This is a genomic window from Desulforamulus aeronauticus DSM 10349 (assembly GCF_900142375.1).
GTDB classification, from domain to species: Bacteria; Bacillota; Desulfotomaculia; order Desulfotomaculales; family Desulfotomaculaceae; genus Desulfotomaculum; species Desulfotomaculum aeronauticum.
On sequence record NZ_FRAR01000013.1, the window covers coordinates 112,179 to 133,044 of the forward strand.

Annotated in this window: 20 protein-coding genes and 1 tRNA gene; 20 read left to right on the top strand and 1 reads right to left on the bottom strand. The window is 40.3% G+C overall.

Going from position 1 to position 20,866, the window contains the following annotated elements:
* Positions 1–231: 231 nt before the first annotated feature.
* The 6 genes from BUA78_RS09070 to BUA78_RS09095 all read left to right on the top strand — a co-directional run bounded on the left by BUA78_RS09070 (position 232) and on the right by BUA78_RS09095 (position 3,811).
* A complete protein-coding gene (locus BUA78_RS09070) occupies positions 232–687 on the top strand; it encodes a hypothetical protein (protein WP_072913480.1) in 456 nt (151 codons plus the stop codon).
* Between the two features lie 121 nt (positions 688–808).
* Entirely contained in the window at positions 809–1,414 is a 606-nt protein-coding gene (locus tag BUA78_RS09075) for an accessory gene regulator ArgB-like protein (protein WP_072913483.1), read from the top strand.
* Positions 1,415–1,456: 42 nt separating this feature from the next.
* Positions 1,457–1,564, top strand: a complete 108-nt coding sequence (locus BUA78_RS09080) for a cyclic lactone autoinducer peptide (RefSeq protein WP_238456778.1) — start codon at positions 1,457–1,459, stop codon at positions 1,562–1,564.
* A gap of 14 nt (positions 1,565–1,578) precedes the next feature.
* Positions 1,579–2,040: a hypothetical protein gene (locus BUA78_RS09085; protein WP_072913488.1), complete on the top strand. Its 462-nt coding sequence runs from the start codon at positions 1,579–1,581 to the stop codon at positions 2,038–2,040.
* The gene (locus BUA78_RS09090) at positions 2,030–3,565 is read left to right on the top strand and encodes a two-component system sensor histidine kinase NtrB (protein ID WP_072913491.1); all 1,536 of its coding nucleotides are present in this window, start codon (positions 2,030–2,032) and stop codon (positions 3,563–3,565) included. Before BUA78_RS09085 ends, BUA78_RS09090 begins: the two co-directional genes overlap by 11 nt.
* Before the next feature lie 171 nt (positions 3,566–3,736).
* Positions 3,737–3,811, top strand: a tRNA-Lys gene (locus tag BUA78_RS09095).
* 165 nt (positions 3,812–3,976) lie between these two features.
* Here the strand turns inward: BUA78_RS09095 and BUA78_RS09100 are convergent.
* Complete coding sequence (locus BUA78_RS09100; RefSeq protein ID WP_072913493.1) at positions 3,977–4,864, bottom strand: LysR family transcriptional regulator; 888 nt, start codon at positions 4,862–4,864, stop codon at positions 3,977–3,979.
* Between the two features lie 284 nt (positions 4,865–5,148).
* Here BUA78_RS09100 and BUA78_RS09105 point away from each other — a divergent pair, with 284 nt between their 5' ends.
* From BUA78_RS09105 to BUA78_RS09170, 14 genes are all read left to right on the top strand, one after another.
* Positions 5,149–6,603 (top strand): aryl-sulfate sulfotransferase, encoded by a 1,455-nt coding sequence (locus BUA78_RS09105; protein ID WP_072913495.1) that lies wholly within the window; start codon positions 5,149–5,151, stop codon positions 6,601–6,603.
* Positions 6,604–6,660: 57 nt separating this feature from the next.
* Complete coding sequence (locus tag BUA78_RS09110; protein ID WP_072913497.1) at positions 6,661–8,073, top strand: SLC13 family permease; 1,413 nt, start codon at positions 6,661–6,663, stop codon at positions 8,071–8,073.
* 21 nt (positions 8,074–8,094) lie between these two features.
* Complete coding sequence (gene gcvH, locus BUA78_RS09115; RefSeq protein ID WP_072913499.1) at positions 8,095–8,493, top strand: glycine cleavage system protein GcvH; 399 nt, start codon at positions 8,095–8,097, stop codon at positions 8,491–8,493.
* A 42-nt stretch (positions 8,494–8,535) separates the two neighbouring features.
* Positions 8,536–9,390 (top strand): hypothetical protein, encoded by an 855-nt coding sequence (locus BUA78_RS09120; RefSeq protein WP_072913500.1) that lies wholly within the window; start codon positions 8,536–8,538, stop codon positions 9,388–9,390.
* A gap of 153 nt (positions 9,391–9,543) precedes the next feature.
* The gene (locus BUA78_RS09125; RefSeq protein WP_084082358.1) at positions 9,544–10,431 is read left to right on the top strand and encodes an EamA family transporter; all 888 of its coding nucleotides are present in this window, start codon (positions 9,544–9,546) and stop codon (positions 10,429–10,431) included.
* A 370-nt stretch (positions 10,432–10,801) separates the two neighbouring features.
* Positions 10,802–12,712: a methyl-accepting chemotaxis protein gene (locus BUA78_RS09130; protein WP_072913502.1), complete on the top strand. Its 1,911-nt coding sequence runs from the start codon at positions 10,802–10,804 to the stop codon at positions 12,710–12,712.
* Between the two features lie 352 nt (positions 12,713–13,064).
* The gene (locus BUA78_RS09135) at positions 13,065–14,306 is read left to right on the top strand and encodes an MFS transporter (RefSeq protein ID WP_072913503.1); all 1,242 of its coding nucleotides are present in this window, start codon (positions 13,065–13,067) and stop codon (positions 14,304–14,306) included.
* A 506-nt stretch (positions 14,307–14,812) separates the two neighbouring features.
* On the top strand, positions 14,813–15,565 hold the full coding sequence (locus BUA78_RS09140) for an ABC transporter ATP-binding protein (protein ID WP_072913505.1): 753 nt from the start codon (positions 14,813–14,815) through the stop codon (positions 15,563–15,565).
* Positions 15,566–15,645: 80 nt separating this feature from the next.
* Positions 15,646–16,713: an ABC transporter substrate-binding protein gene (locus BUA78_RS09145; RefSeq protein ID WP_072913507.1), complete on the top strand. Its 1,068-nt coding sequence runs from the start codon at positions 15,646–15,648 to the stop codon at positions 16,711–16,713.
* Between the two features lie 99 nt (positions 16,714–16,812).
* Positions 16,813–17,595: an ABC transporter permease gene (locus tag BUA78_RS09150; protein ID WP_072913509.1), complete on the top strand. Its 783-nt coding sequence runs from the start codon at positions 16,813–16,815 to the stop codon at positions 17,593–17,595.
* Positions 17,596–17,598: 3 nt separating this feature from the next.
* Complete coding sequence (locus tag BUA78_RS09155; protein ID WP_072913511.1) at positions 17,599–18,441, top strand: ABC transporter permease; 843 nt, start codon at positions 17,599–17,601, stop codon at positions 18,439–18,441.
* Positions 18,411–19,193, top strand: a complete 783-nt coding sequence (locus BUA78_RS09160) for an ABC transporter ATP-binding protein (protein ID WP_072913515.1) — start codon at positions 18,411–18,413, stop codon at positions 19,191–19,193. The genes BUA78_RS09155 and BUA78_RS09160 overlap by 31 nt, the downstream gene beginning before the upstream one ends.
* Before the next feature lie 147 nt (positions 19,194–19,340).
* The gene (locus tag BUA78_RS09165) at positions 19,341–20,060 is read left to right on the top strand and encodes a GntR family transcriptional regulator (protein WP_072913518.1); all 720 of its coding nucleotides are present in this window, start codon (positions 19,341–19,343) and stop codon (positions 20,058–20,060) included.
* Positions 20,061–20,228: 168 nt separating this feature from the next.
* On the top strand, positions 20,229–20,866 hold a 638-nt coding region (locus BUA78_RS09170), incomplete at its 3' end, for a thiamine pyrophosphate-binding protein (protein WP_274377386.1).

Consider the following 20,866-nt stretch of genomic DNA (forward strand, 5'->3'; position numbering starts at 1 on the left):
TTAGCAGTTCTAACTATAATAATTAGGAAAATACGTCCAATCGTAGTTAAAAAACAGAGGTGGTTAAATGAACTATAGTTGTGATTCTTTCCATTTATAAAGAAAAATAAAAATGTATAAATTTAACAAAAAACTATATTTTTTACCGTAACTAATAGTAGCTGTAAGAATAAAGTATAAAGCACAAATCTTCACCTGAAGTTTGATTTGAGTTAAAGGAGCACATAGAGAATGCTAATTTTCAATTTCGTTTTTCAAGGCTGGCCGGAAACGGCTGCATTAATTTTTGCAGCTTTTGCCATCGTTGGTTATAAGCCTAACTGGCGGGAGATTATTAGCTATTCATTTCTTTCAGTTGCTATAATTTATTTATTTCGTATGCATCCAATGCTTTTTGGCTTACATACTCTAGTATCGTTAACAGTAATTGTGCTAATAATTTACAAGGTAGCAAAAGCATCACTAGGTAGTTCATTTTTTGCAGCTTTTAGTGTGATGCTTATTCTTACATTTTCGGAAGCCTTGTTTCTTTTTTTATTTAAAAAAATAATCGGTGATGTTCCGATGTCTCAAAGATGGTTATGGATAATGGTGGGTTGGCCGCAAGTAGTTTGTTTAGCTTGGATAGGGATGATAATTAGGAAATTACGTCCGATCGTAATTAAGAAACAAAGGTGGTTAAATTAACTATAGTTGGTGACAAATATTTTCTTTCACGTTATGAAGAAAGAGTTTAAATTACATAAATCTACAAAAGGTTACATTTTACAACAAAGGAATTTGTTAATTTTTATCTAATATTAGCTGCATGAATAAGTTATATGAAAATAAAATCGACTCTTGGGCGGGAACTCTAGCCCAGCAAAGACAAGGCAATCAGGAGGACAATAAGGCCATTATGGCCTATGCTTTACGTGTAGTTATTTTTAATTTAATAGTAACATTAACAACTTTTGGCATCGGTGCATTATTTGGAGTTTTTTCGACCACAGCAGTAGCCCTGATTGCCAGCGGTTCTCTAAGAATATTCACTGGTGGCTATCATTGTGCTAACCCCCTAACTTGCTTGGCCTTAACTGTGGGATTATTCACCCTTTGTGGCAAGGTTGCTGTGCAGGCCTCAGCTGTGATGGATTTTAGCCAGATTGTAATCTTTTTGTCGATCACGATGTCTTTGGCTCTCTTGTTTATTGCCAAAAATGCTCCGGTTGATATCCCTAACAAGCCTGTAAAATTAGAGCGTAGACCCAGGCTAAAAAAAATGGGTATAAATGTATGGATTTTATGGGTAATTATTCTAGGCATCCTTATGACAATTAGTTTTAACTCTTATAAGGAGATTATAGTGGCTATTGGGCTTGGTTTGGCTAATCAAACATTTTCTATCTCTGGTATCTTAAAAAACCAGAGATAGATTTAACTATTTAGTATAGGGGGTGGAGCCATGAAATTAAGAATGATTTATTTATTGTCTACTGTTTTGTTTTTTGTTGCACATGTTAGTATTAATATTACATGTTTATTGGGTTCATATGAGCCTAAAGTACCGGATTGCCTGCGTTAAAGGAGATATAGAGAATGTTATTTTTCAAATTTATTTTTCAGGGCTGGCCGGAAACGGCTGCCTTAATTTTTGTAGCTTTTGCCATCGTTGGTTATAAGCCTAACTTACGGGAGAGTTTAAGTTATTCATTCTTTTTAGTTACCATAATCTATTTATTCCGGATACTTCCAGTGTCTTTTGGTTTACATACTATAGTAGGGGTAATAGCATTAGTTCTAATAATTTGTAAAGTAACAAAGGTATCGCTGGGTACTTCATTTCTTACAGCCTTTAGTACGATGTTTTTACTAGCATTCTTGGAAACGGGATCTCATCAATTAATAAAAAATTTAATTGGTAATGTTTCAATGGACCAAGGATGGTATTGGATTATGATTGGTTGGCCACATGTAGTTAGTTTGGTAGGGGTAGGTATAATAATTAGGAAAATACGTCCGATTGCAATGAAAAAAATAAGGTGGTTAAATGAACAATAAGTTTCCCCCGGTAGCTCAAGTTAAAGATATTTATTGGGTTGCCCATTTTTTGTTTTTGTCGGCTATTTATATGATGGGTCTTGTTAATAGTGAGCTTCAGGTTTGGAATATTTCTTCTTTGTTGGACTATAACCGCACTTATATATTCGTCTTTCCAAGTTTTTTAATAATAAATTTTCTATTCCTCAAAGCTATCAATGAGAAGATAAATAAACCAAATAAAAAGCTATACCAAGGTCTATACTCTATATTTTTAGTTTTATTTACGGTGTCTTTTTTTTATAACGGTGATAAAGATACTTATTATGGTATCTATGCTATTCCGGTGGTCCTGGTATCCTTAACCTGCGGTACCAATCTGGGCCTTATTTCCGCTGTATTAATTGATGTGAATATTCTTTGGCGGGACAAACATTTGGTCCATAATGATATAGCCCTTGCTTTATGCCTAATCCTCTTGGCCTGGTTGGTGGGGCAAATATCTCAAATAATTTTTAAACATGCTTTGCAATTAGCGAGGGAAAGAAAGTTTTTGGCTGACCTAATAGAGACCTTTAGTGAGGGCATTATTATTAGTAATGCAACGGGGGAAATTATTCTGTCCAATCGGCAGGTAGAGCATATTTTTAAGGTGGCTGAAAGCGACCTGGCTGGCAAAGGGGAGTCGCTGCTTTGGGCACATAGTTCAGTGCCTTATCATCATTGGCCTCCCAATTTTTTGAACATGGAAGCAGAAATTGGCAACAAAAATTATTTAATCAGCCGGTTTACCATAACGGATGATGATGTTGCAGGTAAAAACTGCTTTGTCACCGTCATCAATGACATTACGCAATTACAGCAACAGCGGGATAAATTGCAGAGAATGGCTACTTTATCTGCCGTTGGTGAGCTGGCCGCCGGGGCTGCCCATGAAATAAGAAACCCTCTTACCACCGTTAAGGGTTTTTTACAGCTTTTCAGGGAAAAGTGGTCAGATCATAGTTTCTCAGGGTTATGTGAACTGGCCTATGAAGAGCTAGAGAGGATTAATTCTATTGTTGGCATTATGCTGCAAGTGTCTAGGCCGGAAATGGGAGAAAGGAAAGAATTTAATCTTAACGAAATTATTGGGGATGTCTGGGAGTTATATACTTATTCCGGCAGTAATAAAGGAATCATTTATACTAAAGAGCTGCAAGAGATTCCCTGTATTATCGGTATTGATAAACAAATAAAACAGGTACTGCTGAATTTATTACAAAATGCCGAGCGGGCTTGTACCAAAGGAGACACGATTTCCATCCAAACCTGTGCCGATGATAAATATGTGTACCTGAATATTAACGATACAGGCAGGGGCATTAAACCCGAAGATCTGGAAAAGGTGCTTCATCCTTTCTTCACCACTGATCCCGCTGGTACTGGTATGGGTTTAGCCATTTGCAACCGCATTGTGTTAGACCATAATGGAGTTATCAGGGTAACCAGTGAGCTTGGTGTAGGAACAAATATTAGCTTGCAGTTTAAGATTCTAACCCTCTAATGCCAAGAAGGCAGGAATGTAAATAGACCGGCTTTTATATTATTGGTAAAGGGTGTCGATCCATATAAACAAAAGTTATCTGTTGGTTTGAAACACATGGCTAAATATAACTATTATTCATATCTCATATAACTAAAATGTGCTATACTTGAGCGTAGAAAGTAATTGCTGGGGTTATTAGCTCAATGGTAGAGCAACCGACTCTTAATCGGTAGGTTCTGGGTTCGAGTCCCCGATAGCCCACCAGAATAATAAACTCTGTCAAGTTTTAGGACAAAGTTTTAAAGGATCAGGCTTGTAATATTGCAGGCTTGGTCCTTTTTATTTTTTGAATAACTGATAGTATCGTTTGTCAATAGATTTCAAATTATGGTCAAAGATGAACTTTTACTAGATCATGAACGACTGTTTTTAGTGTGGATATAAATTTTTTTGTACAGGCAGCAAGTATTCCTTCTGATACATAATGCCAATGTAGAGGGTGGTATCCAGGTCAGTAATACTGAGGGGGACAATTTGGCCTGTAGATACATAAATATCATTGAGGGAAGTAACTCGTGGCAGAAACCCTACGGCAGTACCACGGGCAATTATTTTCTTCATACTTTCCCGATCATGAAAGCGCATCACGTTCGGATGCTTAAAATGTATGGAATCTTCAATTTCCCGATCAGAGAAGTTATTCTTAAAAATAACTAGAGGGAAATGTTGGATTTCCTTTGTTTCAGTTTGTTGTTTTTGGGCCAGTACATGATTAGTGGCGACAAAAAGGCATAATTCATCGGTGAAAAGGTCTTCATACTGCAGATGATTATCTCGAAACTTGGTAAGATAAGCGTCCCTTTCGTGAGGCAAGAGAGCGATAATGCCGAGGTCAATGTCACCGGTTTTTAGTTCCCGCATTACACCAAAGTTATCATCTTCTTTAATGATGATGTTGACCAGAGGGTGATTTTCTTTAAAAATAGAGAATGTCTCCAGTAAGATGTAGTTACTCATAGCTGGCAGGGTGGATATGGTAATAGTACCCTTTAAGACAGGGGAAGAATTTAAACAGGCATCATTTATTTCTTCAACCTCCTGAAGTATTCGGGAGGCTTTTTCTATGATAAAACGTCCCATTTCAGTGGCTTCGACTCCCTCGGGAGTGCGGTTAAAAATTTTCGTATTCAGTTCCTGCTCCAGGTTACTGATGGCTGCACTAAGGGATGGTTGGGCAATGAATAATTGTTTAGCAGCCTTGGTGATGGATTTGTGTTTGCTCACTTCAATGATGTATTGAAGTTGTTCTAAGCGCATTGCATTAACTCCTTAGGCAAGCTTGTTACTTGATGATAGATATTATAACACGTGGTTATTAAAGGGGCATAGTTTTTGGCTATGGCTATCATAGTAAGCCGATATTTTACGTGCTTTAAGTCACAAATTATAATGTCATTAAAAGTCGGCTAGGAGACAAAGTGAGAAAGGGGCTGTAATTTTTTTTCTGAGGCTTAGTGAAAAATAGGGTAATCACAAGCGGGGAGTATTGCTTTAGTTAGTTTGGTGAACTACTCAGAATACAAAAAACAGGAGGAGACATCATGACGTATCCCAGTATTTACCCAACGGGAGTTACCATTTACAATCCAGAAAAATGTTGGAACGGTTATACCATTTTTCAAGTTGAAGATCTAGGGGCACTTTTAATCAACATGAATGGCGGAGAAGTTAAACTGTGGAAGAATTTGCATGGTTTCCCTAATAAGTTACTACCGGGCGGTCAAGTGTTTGGCCACACTGGGGAGAGAAACATAGCCTTTAGCGTGCAGGATGGCATTGATTTGATTCAGGTAGATTGGGATGGCAATATAGTTTGGAAATTTAACCAATACGAATTCATCGAAGACCCGGGCGAGCAGCCCCAGTGGATGGCCAGACAACACCATGATTTCCAGCGGGCAGGTAACCCCGTGGGTTATTACGTACCCGGTATGGAGCCTCAGGTGGACAAGGGTAATACACTAATTCTGTGTCATAAAAATTTGGTTAATCCCAAAATATCCGATAAACTTCTTGCGGATGACACCATTATTGAAGTGGATTGGGAAGGAAATATTGTTTGGGAATGGGTTTGCAGCGATCATTTCGATGAGTATGGTTTTCGAGAAGATGCCAAAAACATTTTAGCTAGGGATCCCAATATGCGGACAGCCGGACCTGGCATGGGTGACTGGATGCATATTAACTCTATGTCTGTCTTAGGACCCAACAAGTGGTACGATGCCGGCGATGAGCGCTTCCATCCTGAAAACATTATCTGGGACGCTCGGGAAGCTAATATTATTGCCATCATCAGCAAACAGACTGGTAAAGTGGTCTGGAAGGTTGGCCCTTATTATGATACCAGTGAAGAATTGAAAAAACTTGGTTGGATTATCGGTCAGCACCATGCCCATATGATTCCCCGAGGGCTGCCCGGTGAGGGTAATATTTTAGTCTTTGATAATGGTGGTTGGGCTGGTTACGGTGCACCGAACCCAAGCTCGCCAACCGGAGCCAAGAATGCTCTGCGGGACTATTCCCGGGTGTTGGAATTTGACCCCACAACACTGGAAATCATTTGGCAGTATACCCCTAGCGAAGCCGGGTATCTTCATCCTGTAGATTCTAATCGTTTCTACAGTCCCTTTATTAGTGGTGCCCAAAGATTACCAAACGGTAATACTTTAATCACGGAGGGTTCCGGTGGTAGGCTCATTGAAGTTACTCCCGACCATGAGATAGTTTGGGAATACATCAGTCCCTATTGGGGTAAAGCCTTCCCTATGAATATGATTTACAGGGCCTATCGTGTTCCCTATGAGTGGGTGCCCCAATTAGAGTTTCCCCAAGAAGTTCCTATCCAACGTATAGATGTTACAACCTTCCGGGTGCCCGGTGCTGAACCCTGTGGCTGCTCCAATGTAACGGAGGTGGCGGGAGTACTACCTTACCAGGCAGATAATACCCTATGTGTAGCTGCCGGTGATGAGTTTGATGACAAGCAAAAAGAATAAAAACTAGTTAGATTACACTTAAAATAAAACCTGATAAATCAGAAAGAAGGGACAATTATGAGCGTTGTTATGGATAGCAAGAATAGAAATATGGCTATTCTCCAATGGGCCATAACGATATTAGTACCGCTGATCATCTATTTATACACTCCCTTGGATTATGCAGGTAGAACCTTTTTAGCAATCACTGCCACAGGTGTTGTCCTTTGGATATTTGCCCTAATCCCCGAAAATATTACGGGCTTACTAATTCCCATCTGCTTTGTGCTATTTGGTGTGGCCGCACCGGAAGTGGCCTTTAGACCCTGGGCACAAATCCTGCCTTGGTTAGTTGTGGCTGGTATGATTTTGAGTGAAATCATGTTAGATACCGGCCTGGCCAAACGGCTGGCGTATAAATCACTCTTGATGACCGGTGGCTCCGGTAAGGGTATTGTTCTGGGCTTCATTTTAACCGCCTTTGTGCTTCCCTTGCTGGTTCCGTCCTCCGTTTGGGCGAAGATGTTTATCATGGCTCCCATTGGGATTGCCATTTGTAAAGCCTTAGATTTTAAGCCTATGAGTAAAGAGGCTACGGGTATTATGTTAATGTCCTGTTTTGTGGCTTTATCCTCTGGTTTTGCCTTTCAAACCGGTGATGAAACAATGGTTTGGGTTAGCCAGGTGGTGTCGGAAGCTACCAAAGGAGCAGTTACCATATCCTGGTTAGCATGGCTTAAATATATGTTTTTACCTGGTTTTTTCTGGTCTACTTTCTCTATTTTAACTGCCTACTATTTTCTGGTTAAAAAGGCTTTTGATCAAAAGGGCAATATTAAGCCGGTACTGGAAACTCAATACAAGGAAATGGGGTCCTTTAGCCGTAATGAAATGAAAGCATTATTACTTGTGTTCTTGATTTTGTTAAACTTTGTATTTGAAAGTTATCATCAAATGAATGCGGCTTTTTTGATGGTAGCCCTGATTTCCTTATGCTTTGTTCCTGGTATAAGCTTAATAAAACGCGAGAAATTGCAAGGTATTAACCTTTGGATTCTCTTTTTCGTAACAGGTGCCATGTCAGTAGGCATGGTAGCTGGCGAGACGGGAGTTTCAAAAATTGTCGCAGATCAATTGTTACCGGTAATTAAAGATTTTGGACCCTATGGTGCAACGATGATGGCTTTTACCTTTGGGGCAATAATCAATTTTATCATGACACCACTGGGAGCTTTGGCAGCATTTATTACAGTAATTGCCGACTTAGCAGTGCAAGCAGGCATACATCCCTTGCCGTTAACTATGGCCTATTCACTAGGCTTGGATATCTATATTTTTCCCTATGAAGTAGCACCGGTCTTATATTTCTTTGGCTTAGGGTATATGAGTTTGCGAGAAGCCATTAAAGTATATGTAGTTCGCACAATTCTCGCCTTTGCTGTCGTAGCAATTGTCTTTGCGGGGTATTGGAAAATCATTGGTATTATGTAGTTTTAGAAAGGAATGATTTTAATGACTAAGCCGGTGGAAGAGTTAATCCTCCCTGACGATATTCATTATTACGAGGAGCATACTTGGGTAAAAACTGAGGATAATCTTGTCAAGGTAGGAATTAGTGATTTCGCCCAGGATAATTTAGGCAGTATTATCTTTATTGAACTGCCCAATGTAGGGGAGAGCTTTAGTAAAGGGGATGAATTTGGTCAGGCAGAATCTGCCAAGACAGTCTCGGCACTGTATATGCCCATTAGTGGTGAGATAGTTGCTATCAATAGTCTATTAGAGGAAACACCGCAAACTGTTAACGAGAGCCCCTATGGGGGTGGCTGGATGATTGTTGTTAAACCTAGCAATTTGGATGAGGTTGCTAGCCTATTAACGAAGAATAAATACATTGATCTCATTAAGTAATTAAATGATTAAGATGTCCTGCAGAAAGAAGGAGAAGTAAGTATGAGCTATACCATCTACACAGCCACCGGCTGTACTCGTTGTAAAATAGTGAAACAGTTTATGCGAGAACGTGGTATTGACTATGTGGAACAAGATATGAAAGCAGCAGGCAAGGAAGCCTTTCAAAAGTTTTACATTGCCAACCGTAAATCTATTTTTCGTGGACCCGCTGGAGTAGAGTTTCCCATTCTTACTGATGGTTCAACCATTCGTCAGGGCATTGGTGCATCCATAGCCTTTCTCCGGGCAAATCATCAGCTAGACGGCTTCTTTAGTGTTGGTATCTTACACAAGGAATGGGTGGACGGTATCCATATATCATCAGGCAACCCGGAATATGCAGTGGAGTTCTTGGAAGTATTACGTTATCTAAAAGGTAACAACATGAAACTGCAACTTGACACCAATGGATTAAACAGCCAGCTTTTACAGCAGATACTGGATGAAGGATTGGCTGATGTGGTAATTATGAACGTTGTAGGTCCAAGGGAACTTTATAGTGGGATTTTGGGACAGGATGTTGATATTACTGAAGTTGAAAAAACCATTTCTTTGGTTAGTCGGTTCCCGGAATATAAGTTCCAGACTATGGTGGTTCCCGTTATTCGCCAGGAGGGTGACCAACCGGAGGTGCGTTATTTGACAGCGCAAGAAATTGGGGAGACAGCCAAATTCATTCAAGAGGTAACCGGGAGTATGAAAAATCCTTATTATATTAAACTTTGGCAGCCTAAAGAAGCCAGCGATCCAAGGGTAAAAACAATGGAACCGATGACCCCGGCGGGATTACTCTCCTACCGAAATCCAGCCCGAGTTCATCAGGTATTTGCGGAAATTGAGAAGGCATCAACATAAGGAGTAATAAGAATTTAGAAAGGGGGCTTTTGTAAGCCCCTCCTTTTCCTTATAAAGGCTTATGTTAAATTTCTCTTCAGTAAGAATGTGCATGGGTTAAGTATTCACGGCAAAAGCAAGATTGCTCCAAATTCATTGAGAGGAAAGAAAATAATGTTATACATGTTACTGGTGCTCTTGGCGGGCTGTAGCTTTGGTCTCTTATCACCGGTGGTTAAGCTGGCTTACAACAGTGGCCTTCAGCCAGATCAGGTAGTTTTTACTCAGTTTTTTATGGCCTGGGCAATGTTAACCACCATTATGCTGGTTACCTCCCGTAAGAGGATGGGTTACAAAAAGGCTGGCAAACTGGCACTGGCGGGCGTGAGTAATGGCATGGCTGGCTTATTTTTCTTTTTATCCCTGCAAACGCTACCAGCCTCCATTGCTATCGTAATCATGTTCCAGTTTACTTGGATGGGTGTATTATTAGAGGCTATTGTAGATAAGAAATGGCCCGGTAAGGAAAAATTTAGCTCTGTGTTAGTATTGGTACTGGGTATCGTCATGGCGGGCGGAATCTTGGAAGGTGAGGTAAAACTTGATTTGATAGGTGTGCTACTAGCTACCCTCTCAGCCTTTGCTTATTCCTTTTATATCTTGTTTAGTGGTCGTGTAGCTACCAATGAACCGCCTATCAACCGGAGTGTGTGGATTATAACCGGGGCAGTGTTGTTTAGTGCCTTTATTTATCCCCCGAAATTTATCATTGAGGGGCAAATTACAACAAGCTTAATCTGGTTTGGTTTGGGTATAGGCTTACTGGGAGGTGTTATTCCTACCTTTTTGTTGGCTAAAGGAGTGCCCCAAGTGGGTCCTGGGATGGCCACAATTCTCTGTTCTTCGGAGCTTCCGGTGGCCTTACTAGGCTCAGCATTACTATTAGGGGAAAGGGCTTCAATTTTACAATTGCTTGGTGTTTTACTAATCCTGTTTGGTATAGCCATTCCTTATGTAGCTTCAAATATAAAAAAGCATAGTGGGCAATTAACTGAACATTAATCATAGTTAACGGGGCTAACCCCGTTTTCTTTTTTTAAAATTATACTTGGTAAAGTGGGAATCCAGAGTTTAAAGAATTATTTGACTTATGTCGATTTTATAAAGGAGTTAGAAAATATTTCTAGAATATTCTGTTGTACGTACGTCGTGATGTTGGTATGTGTATTATGGGACTAAGCCATAGGGTAGAACTGACAGATAGCTAGGCACTAAGGTCTTAGATATCTGAAAAGGTTCGTATCAAAGGTAGGCTTAATCCCCAAGTAACTTTAAGAGGGGGGATATATGAAATTACTAAGAAAAAGTAGCTGATTTGGTGAAGGAACAAATGTTTAATTTAGGCTAGAACTATGTATTTCGGGGGTATGATATGAAACTAACCTTAAATTCTATCGTATTTAAATTATTAGGGACCATTGTGGTATTATTGACAATTTCCTTTGCGGTAGTAATAGCAACAACTGGCAATAGTATGAAAAAAGTAGCTTGGAGTGGGATAGAAACAGGTAGTTCGGAATCAGCTAATCGAGTTGCTGCTGAAATTCAATCATACATAGAACGATATTCAGGAATCGTTGTGGCATTAGCCAATTCAAATGATGTGATTAATTTTGCCGCTAAAACCCAGGAACGCAGCGCAGCTGATTATCAAGGACAATCTGAGTACATGGAGTACTTATCTACGGTTAAAACGGTGGCTGATAAGGACAAGAATATATACAATCTCTATTTTGCTTCGGAAAAAAGCCAAACCTTTTTTGATATTCATGAATCCGAGTTAAAACCAGATTTTCGATGTGATAATCGATCATGGTATGTAGAAGGTAAAAATGAAGATAAATTATATGTCACAAAGGCCTATATAGATGGCGTAACAGGTAAGCCAGTGGTGTCTATTTCTGCTCCGGTTTACCAAGGGAGTACTTATCTTGGTCTTTTTGTAATGGATCTTTCTTTGGAAATGGTTAATCAAATTGTAACTTCACTTGATATTTATCAAGGTGCCTATGCATTTTTATTAGATAAGGATGGTACCTTCTTAGTTCATCCCGAAGATTCATTAATAATGTCTGCTAAGATCCTTGATAGTGATTTAAAAAGTATTGGTGAAGAGATGATCGCTGGAAAAGTTGGGTTTGCTGTCTCTACGGTGAAAGGCGAGCAGTACGATATCTTTTATAACCCAATCAAACTGGCTGGTTGGTCGGTTGGGGTTAGTATCCCAGAACAGATACTTACGAAACCAATTAACCAAGAAATAAATACCACGCTGTTTATTAGCATAATTGTTGTCCTGGTTTTAGTTTTCTTTGTCTGGTATATTCTGCGGCGCTCATTAATTCCTCTGATTACACTAAACAAGTTTACTGAAGAAGTGTCCCGAGGTAACCTGGTAGCCATAGCAGAGGTTAAAACATCTGATGAAACAGGTCAATTGACCGAGAATTTTAATAAGATGGTTGTTAAAATTCGGGATATCATAAATACTATGGCAGATCTTTCCGTACAATTAGCTTCACACAGTCACGAGTTGGCTGCATCCAGCCAGGAAGTGAATGCTGTAGTTGAAGAGGTTGCCAGTACAACCAATGAAGTTGCAGCTATTTCAAAACAGGGAGTAGAGAGTGCTGAAGCTGCTGAAAAAGAGTCAAAACAAGTCTGGCAAGTGGCAGAAGAAGGTAATCAGGCTGTGAGAAAAACCGTAGAAAAAATAAACTCTATTGAAACGTCCTCTCAAAATACTTTTTATGCTATCCAGAAACTTAGTCAACAATCCAATAAAATTGGTGAGATTATTGAGAGTATTACTACCATTGCAGATCAGACGAATCTCCTGGCACTTAATGCTGCAATAGAAGCAGCCCGGGCCGGTGAGCAAGGACGTGGATTTGCTGTAGTAGCAGAGGAAGTACGCAGATTGGCGGAGCAATCGGGTGAGGCTGCGAAAGAGATCTCAAGCCTAATTAAAGAAACTCAAGTGGGTGTCAGAGAGGCAACAGATGCCATAGAGCGTGGTTCCCAAGAGGTAAGTGAAGGGGTACAAATTGCTAATGATGCCAGCCTGTCTTTGGAACAGATGATTAAGGTGGTACAAATTAATACTGATATTATCCATTCTGTTGCTGAAGGTTCTAAAAAGGCTAACGAAGGGACCCAACAACTTGCCGAATCCAATGAGCAAATTGCCACTAATGTACAACAGGTAACTATTTCTGCTCAACAACTGGCTCGTATTGCTGAAGAACTGCAGGAAACAGTGGCACAGTTTAAAGTTAATTAAAATAGTAATCTAGTAAAAAACATAGCCAAAGTATTTCTCCAGATAAGTTCAAGCCGCTGGTGGTATGCTTGTTTCCTAGAATGGATAATTGTATTAAGCTGATTAAATTGTATTAAAAGGTATTAAATTGTATTAATTTGCATTAAATTGCAATATAAATTACAAAAAATACGTAATCCATATTGCAATTATAATGTCGTAACGTTATAATGTACGTACCAGTAAAAGGCATTAAATGTAAACCAGATTTGATTTTAATAAAGGAGTTGTGTTGTCCAAGAAGGAAGAGGGGCTTGAGACCAAGATTTTTTGGAAAATTCGATCTATCTGAATCCAAAGGAAGCTAATTGTCATGTGTGAGAAGATGAGGCGAGACAACAAGGAAAAACTTACTGTCATCACTACTGCTCTGACGACCTCGATTTGCCTGATGGGTAATTCCATGCTTTACATTGTTTTGCCTATCTATGGAAAGGAAGTCGGTATAACTTCCCTATGGCAGGTAGGGCTGTTACTATCTATCAATCGCTTGGTTCGTCTACCCTTAAATCCCTTCGTTAGTTGGTTATATAAAAGGATTCATATTCGGACAGGGTTATTAGTGGCAGTTCTTTTGGCTGCAATCAGTACAACGGGCTACGGCGTTTGCTATGGCTTTGGACAATGGCTTATCCTAAGGGCCATCTGGGGGTTGGCTTGGTCACTGTTGCGAGTGGGTGGGTTCTTAATGGTGCTTAATCTGGCCAGCGATAAAAACAGGGGCTATTTCATCGGTATTTATAATGGCTTGTATCAGTCGGGTAATGTTGTGGGGATGTTACTGGGAGGATTTCTGGTCGTAATCGTGGGATTACGTAGTCTATCCCTTTTCTTAGGAGTTCTGACCCTTATTGGCATTCCTTTAATTCTATACTTTGTTAAAAAAGAGCAAATTCCCGTACTGAATAGAGAAGAGACCAAAATATTGGAATGGAGTTGGGTTTCTAAGCGGGTTATCAGGGCAATACTGTCCGGATTGCTTATTTACATGATTTTTGAAGGTATGGTAACTTCAACATTAAGTTATATCATTGCACAACACTATGGCAATACACTACGGCTATTTGAATTTTCCATTGCTGCCACGGCACTGTCCGGTATCATTTTAGGTGTTCGCTGGGCTTGGGAGCCTATTCTAGCCACGTATGTCGGCCGTAAATCGGATGGCAAGCACGGACGTGTGCCTTTGTTTATCATATCTTTAAGCTTTGCTGCCGTGAGCTTTTGTGTAATTCCTAACAATATCTCTCTTTATCTATGGTTAGGGGGCTGCTTTTTAGTACTGCTGTCTGCTACCACTCTTATAACATTGGCTGATGCCCTGGCCGCTGACACGGCTAAAAGCTCAGCTTCCCTGGTGGTATCCACCGTATACATTATGGCTACAGATCTGGGTGCTGCATTAGGACCTTTGGTTAGCTATATAATGCTCAGATTTGACGATGGAGTTAGTTATATATACTATGGATCAGCCGTTGTATTTCTTCTTATTGCAAGCTTGTGGCAACTCCCAGCGAGACAAGCAAGTAAAGGCCATTTTAAGGCAAAGCTATAAAAAAACTCATTTTTTGACAAAAAAACCTTGACACCATTTTACGAAGACTATAAGATTTACTTAACTGGTTCGGATGTCCGCAACAGCTTTTGTGACCAAAAGGACTAGGTAAGACAACCAGTTAACTCCCACTTGTTGTAACTGAGACAACGATCTAAAAAAGACTTTTCCTTCTTTCCGTTTAGATAGTTAGCACTATCCGGGACCCACTCACTGTGACTTATCAACTAAAGAACATCACATACTGTTATTTTACTAGCCTTTCAATTTGCTATCGTTTCAAAGTAAACTTTGTAACTAAACGTATCTATAGAAATAAGCCAATAATCCGGTTATTTTCCAAGGTAAACGAACTTCCTGGTAAGGAGAGTGTTTTTTTAAAATACAGAGTTCATACCTAAAAATTTTTATCAAGATCTATTATACAGTATACAGTATACTTCCGAGGCCCCCTTGGCTAAAAAATGATGTTCCAAATAAAATATAAAATCTAGTGAGGTGCGTATATGATAAGCGCTAACCGTGAAGCGAAAGTGACAGTAACCAATTTGACCAAAAGCTTTGGGGATTTACTAGTTCTGAATGATGTTAACTTTAATGTGGGTGATGGTGAATTTCTCTGTATAGTAGGCCCCACGGGTTGTGGTAAAACAACATTTCTCAACCTCCTTTCTAAACTGATGCCCCCCTCCAAAGGCAATATCTGTATTAACGGAGAGATTGCCGATCCTAAAAAACACAATATATCCTTTGTCTTTCAAGAACCTTCCTGCCTACCCTGGCGAACTGTCAAAGAAAATATTGCTTACGGCATGGAAGTGAAAAAACTCCCCCAACAAGAAATCGAAGAACGTCTTGAAAAAACCATGAAACTGGTAGGATTAACGGACTGTGCTAACCTTTATCCCAACCAGATCTCCTCTAGTATGGAACAGCGTGTAGCCATTGCCAGAGCTTTTGCAGCAAAACCAGATCTTCTTTTAATGGATGAGCCTTACGGTCAGTTGGATGTTAAGCTACGTTATTACTTGGAAGACGAATTAATTCGTATCTGGCAGGAGTTTAAAACCACCGTCATTTTTGTTACGCACAATATTGAAGAAGCGGTGTATCTGGCAGAACGAGTTTTGATTCTTAGTAATAAACCCACAACCATTAAAGCAGAACTCAAAGTCGATTTACCCAGGCCTAGAAATTTCCTTGATCCTGAATTTGTTGAAATTCGTAAGAAAGTTACAGAGTTAATTAGATGGTGGTAACCCTAAAACTATTCTGAAAAAAGGAGGTATAAGGGTCAAACATTATTCACGAATTAACGAAGGTGAAGGGGGATTATTACGTGAAGAAAAGTTTAAGTAAGATTCTGGTTTTAATCTTGTCAACATTGTTGATTGCTGCAGTGGTAACAGGGTGTGGTGGGGGAGACTCAGGGAAAAAGGATGCAGCAGGAGTTCCTACCATCCGAGTAAGTCACCAGCCTGAGTTTGAAACATTCTTAACTTACCGGGCTATCCAAGAGGGCTTAGACGAAAAGAATGGCGTTAAGTTAGATCTCAAGTTCTTTGATTCCGGTATGCCTCAGATTGAAGCGCTTCCCGCCAATGAATGGGACGTTGGAGCTACCGGCGGGGTACCAGCTATCATGGCCGCTCTCAGATTCGATGCGTACATTATTGGGATTGCTGATGATGAGTCTTTTGCGAACGTTGTCATGGCTAGAGGAGATAGTCCTCTGGCAAACGGGGAATCTCCCAAGGGTAAAAATATTTTAGTAACCACTGTTTCCAGCGGTCACTATGCATTGTCCCAATACCTGAAGTCCCAAGGGATGACAGATAAAGATGTAACGATCCAAAATCTTGAGCAAGCACAAGCAGTAGCAGCTTTCGATTCTGGTAAAGGGGATATGGTTGGTCTTTGGGCACCCTTCTATTACACCGGTCTGCAAAAGGGCTGGAAAGTTGTAGCTGATGGGGATGCTGTAGGTGCAAAAATTCCTCTGGTTCTGATTGCGAATAAGAAATTTGCCGACGAACATCCGGACCAAGTAGTTAAGTTCCTGGATATTTACTTCCAGAAGATTGATGAAATGAAAAAAGAAGGCAACAAATTAGCTCCTGAATATCAAGCCTTCCTTAAAGAGTGGGCCGGTATGGAAGTTAGCCTCGAAGATGCTAAGTTAGACATTGACAAGCACCCTGTTTATTCATTGGAAGAACAATTGGCATTGTTTGACACTTCCAAGGGAGAAAGTGAAGTTCACAAGTGGATGGATGGAATTGCTACCTTCTTCACAGAACAAGGCAAATTTAAGCCTGAAGAAAAAGAAAAGGTTATGAAGAGTGAATTTATCAATGACAAGTTCTTGAAAGAGTTAGCTAAACAGAAGGGCTTAATCAAAGAATAACATTTAGTGAATTTCTTGTCAGAATATTGTGATGACAGGTTTCGGTTCTTGGAGATCTGTTGTCACACTCTCCTAAAAATATGAAGCTGGAGTGAAAATATGGAGAACAGCAAAGATAGATTAATACTCAAAATTTTACCTTATTTAGGCATCTTAGCAGTGTTAGTTATTTGGGAATTGATAGTAGATTTAGGTATTGTACCAAATACCTTGTTAGCCTCTCCCATCCAGGTTGTTAAGCTATTCTTTATAAAACTAAACACTGCTGATCCCGATGGAGCTGTACTAGCGGTGCATATAGCAACAAGCCTTAAAGAGGCTTTACTTGGGTACAGCTTGGCACTAATCATCGGAATTCCTTTAGGTCTCGCTATGGGGTGGTTTGTGATAGTTGAAGGGCTTGCCCGTCCGATTTTTGAAATGATTCGCCCTATTCCACCAGTGGCCTGGATTCCCTTAGCAATTTTTTGGTTTGGTATTGGCCTTACTGGTAAAGCCTTTATTATTTGGGCCTCGGGTGTTGTACCCTGTGTTATTAACTCCTTTGTGGGAGTGCGCATGACGAACCCAACCTTTATACGTATGGCCCGTACCTATGGAGCATCGGATTGGGAAATTTTCAAGCAAATTTGTATTCCTTCTGCTCTTCCGATGGTTTTCGGTGGCTTGCAAGTAGCTTTGGCTGCCTCCTGGACAGCACTGGTAGCAGCAGAATTAATTGCAGCAGACACAGGTCTTGGTTTCTTGATTACCATGGGACGCCGCCTTTTAATGCCAGATATGATCGTGTTGGGTATGTTAATGGTAGGCCTGACCGGTGTTGTTATTGGCGTTATTGTTGATAAGGTGGAAAAAAGGCTTGTGGCGGGTGTAAGGAGGTAAAACATGGCGACTACAGAAGTGAACAAAACACCTGAAATTGTACAACCTAAACCCAGTACCATCTCCAACTTATTTAAAAATATTTGGTTTTTATACGCGTTATCTGTAGTGGGTTTCCTTACCCTTTGGGATATTGCAGCTGTAACGAAGATAACCGGAGAGTTTTTACCCCGACCTGTTGAGGTTTTGTACCAACTGGTAGATATGTTTCTTAATCCCTTGGCCGGAAAAACCCTCTTGACTCACTTGTGGTTTAGCTTAAGACGTGTTCTGATTGCGTTTGTTATCGCGGTTGCCATTGGTGTGCCAATTGGTGTATTTATGGGGATTAATAAGTACTTCCGGGCTTTCTTTAAACCGGTTTTTGACTTATTTAAACCGATGCCGCCTATTGCCTGGATTTCCTTGGCTATACTCTGGTTTGGTATTAATGAAACTTCCAAGATTTTTATTATCGTAATTGGTGCAGTTGTACCCTGTATTATTAACTCTTTCAACGGTATCCGACTAGTTGATGAATCACTTTACGATGCCGCCAGGATGCTTGGTGCTAATAAACGGCAAGAGTTAATTGAAGTGACTTTTCCAGCATCTTTCCCGGCCATTTTTGCTGGCATTCAGATTTCCTTAAGTATGGCCTGGACCACAGTTCTGGCAGCTGAACTTGTTGGTGCCCGGGAAGGGATGGGCTTTATCATCATTATGGGGATGAACACCTCTAAGCCCGCTATGATTATCGGAGGCATGGTTGTCATTGCCTTAACCGCTTGGTTAATCTCCGTTTCTGTAAGCTATTTAGAAAGGTGGATTTGCCCTTGGAAAGTCGACTTGAACAACAACCAGTAAACTATAAGATTAGCTGTACAGGTCTAAGTAAGAGCTTTGGTAATAACAATAATAAAGTAGATGTTTTAGCAACAATGGATCTGCATGTGAAAGAAAATGAGTTTTTGGTTATTTTGGGACCTGGCCAATCGGGAAAATCTACACTTTTTAGAATTATGGCCGGTATGGAGACCCCATCAACTGGTACAGTAACTATTGACGGTAAAAAAGTTACCGGACCAGGACCAGAAATTGGTTTTGTTTTTCAAAGATATACGCTTTTTCCTTGGAAAACAGTTCTCGGAAATGTTGAGATGGGTCCTAAACTAAGAGGACTAGCTAAAAACGAAAGACGAGAAGTTGCTCAGCATTATATTGATTTGGTTGGTCTTAAAGGGTTTGAAAACCACTATCCCCACCAGTTAAGTGGTGGCATGAAGCAGCGTGTAAGTATTGCCCGGGCCTATGCTAACAACCCCAAGATTATGCTATTAGATGAACCCTTTGGGCAATTGGATGCCCAAACTAGAATATTAATGGAGCAAGAGACTATTCGGATCTGGGAAGCTGAAAAGAGAACAGTTTGCTTTGTAACCAATAATATTGAAGAGGCGGTTTATTTAGGCGATCGTATTGTGACTTTAGATGGTAAATTGCCTGGCAAGTTAAGTCATGTCTATGAGGTAGATCTCCCAAGACCGAGAGATTTTACCGACCTGGAGTTTTTAAAGCTACGTCAAAAGATTACTGACGAGTCTCAATTAGTTCTTTAATTACGTTTCTTTGTATCTTTTTACTTTGTATTAAATGGATTCTATTTGATAATCTCCTTTATAAATAATGTGTGTTGACTTACTATAATTTGGGATATATAATCTGATTAACTGGTAGGCATAAGTTAACACAGAAGGGATGACGACGTGGGAATTGATCACAAAAGTCCAATACCCTTGCACGCTCAATTATCTGAGCTATTAAAAGAGGAGATATTCAAAGGACTTCATATAGAAAAGATACCGAGTGAACGAGAGTTGATGGAAAGATTTTCTGTCAGCAGATCTACAGTTAGAAATGCCATAAACACTCTTGTTCAAGACGGTGTATTGGAAAAAATACATGGTAGAGGTACATTTATCTCCTTTCAACCTGTCGAGGAATGGCTTGGGAATCTTAGCACATACAATGATATTATACGGGAGATGTGCTTAAAGCCAGGCATTAAATTGCTTCGACAAGGTATTGATACAAGTAAGGAAAATGCCCTTCCTTTAGGTGCTAATGAAGTCTATGTTATAGAAAGACTGCGGTATGCCGATGATATCCCGGTAGCCATCGAAAAACAATATTACCCGCTTGAAATCGGGCAAAAGCTAGGGCAATTTGATCTTAATAATGCTCCCATTTACGACATACTAGAGACATCGTTGGGAATAACCTTAGCAGAAGCGGAAAATGTAATAACCGCTAGAGTGCCAACCTGTGATGAAGCCAGATTATTAGAGATAGAACCGTTTACAAGTGTGTTGGAAACTAAGAAAATTATCTATGACTTAGAGAGCAACCCTGTTGAGTATGAAAGAAGCATCTATAGGTCTGACATGTATTCCTTCCGTATTAAACTATCAAGAAGTAGGTCCTAAAAGACGTTTTTTAATTGTACTGGTACGGACATCATCACGACGGAACAAGGAATCAGCTGCGTTTATTTTTTTAGCACTACTGGTACTAACATCATGATGTTGTTATGTTATGATGCGTGATGATTACTATATCATTAACTAACTATAAAAGAAAAAGGGGGAAGTAAATTGTCTAAAGTAAAAATGACACCGAGTGAAGCCATTGTTGAAACACTATTGCAAGAAGGGGTAAAGCACGTTACCGGTATCGTGGGTTCTGCATTCATGGATATGCTGGATCTGTTCCCCACCGCTGGTATTGAATTCATCCCGGTACGTCATGAGCAGTCTGCCGGTCACATGGAAGATGCCTATACCCGTGTAACAGGTGTTGCCGGTGTATGTGTTGGTCAAAACGGACCTGGTATCACCAACCTGGTAACCTCTGTGGCAGCTGCCAACATGGCCCATACCCCGATGGTAATTATCTCTCCTTCCGCTGGTACCCCCACCATTGGTTGGGATGGCTTCCAAGAGTGCGATCAAGTCTCCGTATTCAAAGCCATTACCAAGGCAACCGTAAGAGTGCCTCATCCCAAAAGAGCCGCTGATTGCCTGAGAACCGCATTCCGTATTGCCTATGCAGAACGTGGTGCAGTACTCTATGATATCCCCCGTGACTACTTCTATGGTGAACTGGAAGAACGCATTTTAGCTCCCCACCAGTACCGTGTAGACGCCCGTGGTTGTGGTTCCCTGGAATCCTTAGACAGAGCCGCAGAAATACTGGCCAACGCCAAGCGTCCGGTTATTGTATCCGGTAGAGG

Excerpts from the sequence above, each read along its gene's own strand:
- BUA78_RS09070 (WP_072913480.1), top strand. The coding sequence starts at position 232 with ATGCTAATTTTCAATTTCGTTTTTCAAGGCTGGCCGGAAACGGCTGCA.
- BUA78_RS09075 (WP_072913483.1), top strand. The coding sequence starts at position 809 with ATGAATAAGTTATATGAAAATAAAATCGACTCTTGGGCGGGAACTCTA.
- BUA78_RS09080 (WP_238456778.1), top strand. The coding sequence starts at position 1,457 with ATGATTTATTTATTGTCTACTGTTTTGTTTTTTGTTGCACATGTTAGT.
- BUA78_RS09085 (WP_072913488.1), top strand. The coding sequence starts at position 1,579 with ATGTTATTTTTCAAATTTATTTTTCAGGGCTGGCCGGAAACGGCTGCC.
- BUA78_RS09090 (WP_072913491.1), top strand. The coding sequence starts at position 2,030 with ATGAACAATAAGTTTCCCCCGGTAGCTCAAGTTAAAGATATTTATTGG.
- BUA78_RS09100 (WP_072913493.1), bottom strand. The coding sequence starts at position 4,864 with ATGCGCTTAGAACAACTTCAATACATCATTGAAGTGAGCAAACACAAA.
- BUA78_RS09105 (WP_072913495.1), top strand. The coding sequence starts at position 5,149 with ATGACGTATCCCAGTATTTACCCAACGGGAGTTACCATTTACAATCCA.
- BUA78_RS09110 (WP_072913497.1), top strand. The coding sequence starts at position 6,661 with ATGAGCGTTGTTATGGATAGCAAGAATAGAAATATGGCTATTCTCCAA.
- gcvH (WP_072913499.1), top strand. The coding sequence starts at position 8,095 with ATGACTAAGCCGGTGGAAGAGTTAATCCTCCCTGACGATATTCATTAT.
- BUA78_RS09120 (WP_072913500.1), top strand. The coding sequence starts at position 8,536 with ATGAGCTATACCATCTACACAGCCACCGGCTGTACTCGTTGTAAAATA.
- BUA78_RS09125 (WP_084082358.1), top strand. The coding sequence starts at position 9,544 with ATGTTATACATGTTACTGGTGCTCTTGGCGGGCTGTAGCTTTGGTCTC.
- BUA78_RS09130 (WP_072913502.1), top strand. The coding sequence starts at position 10,802 with ATGAAACTAACCTTAAATTCTATCGTATTTAAATTATTAGGGACCATT.
- BUA78_RS09135 (WP_072913503.1), top strand. The coding sequence starts at position 13,065 with ATGTGTGAGAAGATGAGGCGAGACAACAAGGAAAAACTTACTGTCATC.
- BUA78_RS09140 (WP_072913505.1), top strand. The coding sequence starts at position 14,813 with ATGATAAGCGCTAACCGTGAAGCGAAAGTGACAGTAACCAATTTGACC.
- BUA78_RS09150 (WP_072913509.1), top strand. The coding sequence starts at position 16,813 with ATGGAGAACAGCAAAGATAGATTAATACTCAAAATTTTACCTTATTTA.
- BUA78_RS09155 (WP_072913511.1), top strand. The coding sequence starts at position 17,599 with ATGGCGACTACAGAAGTGAACAAAACACCTGAAATTGTACAACCTAAA.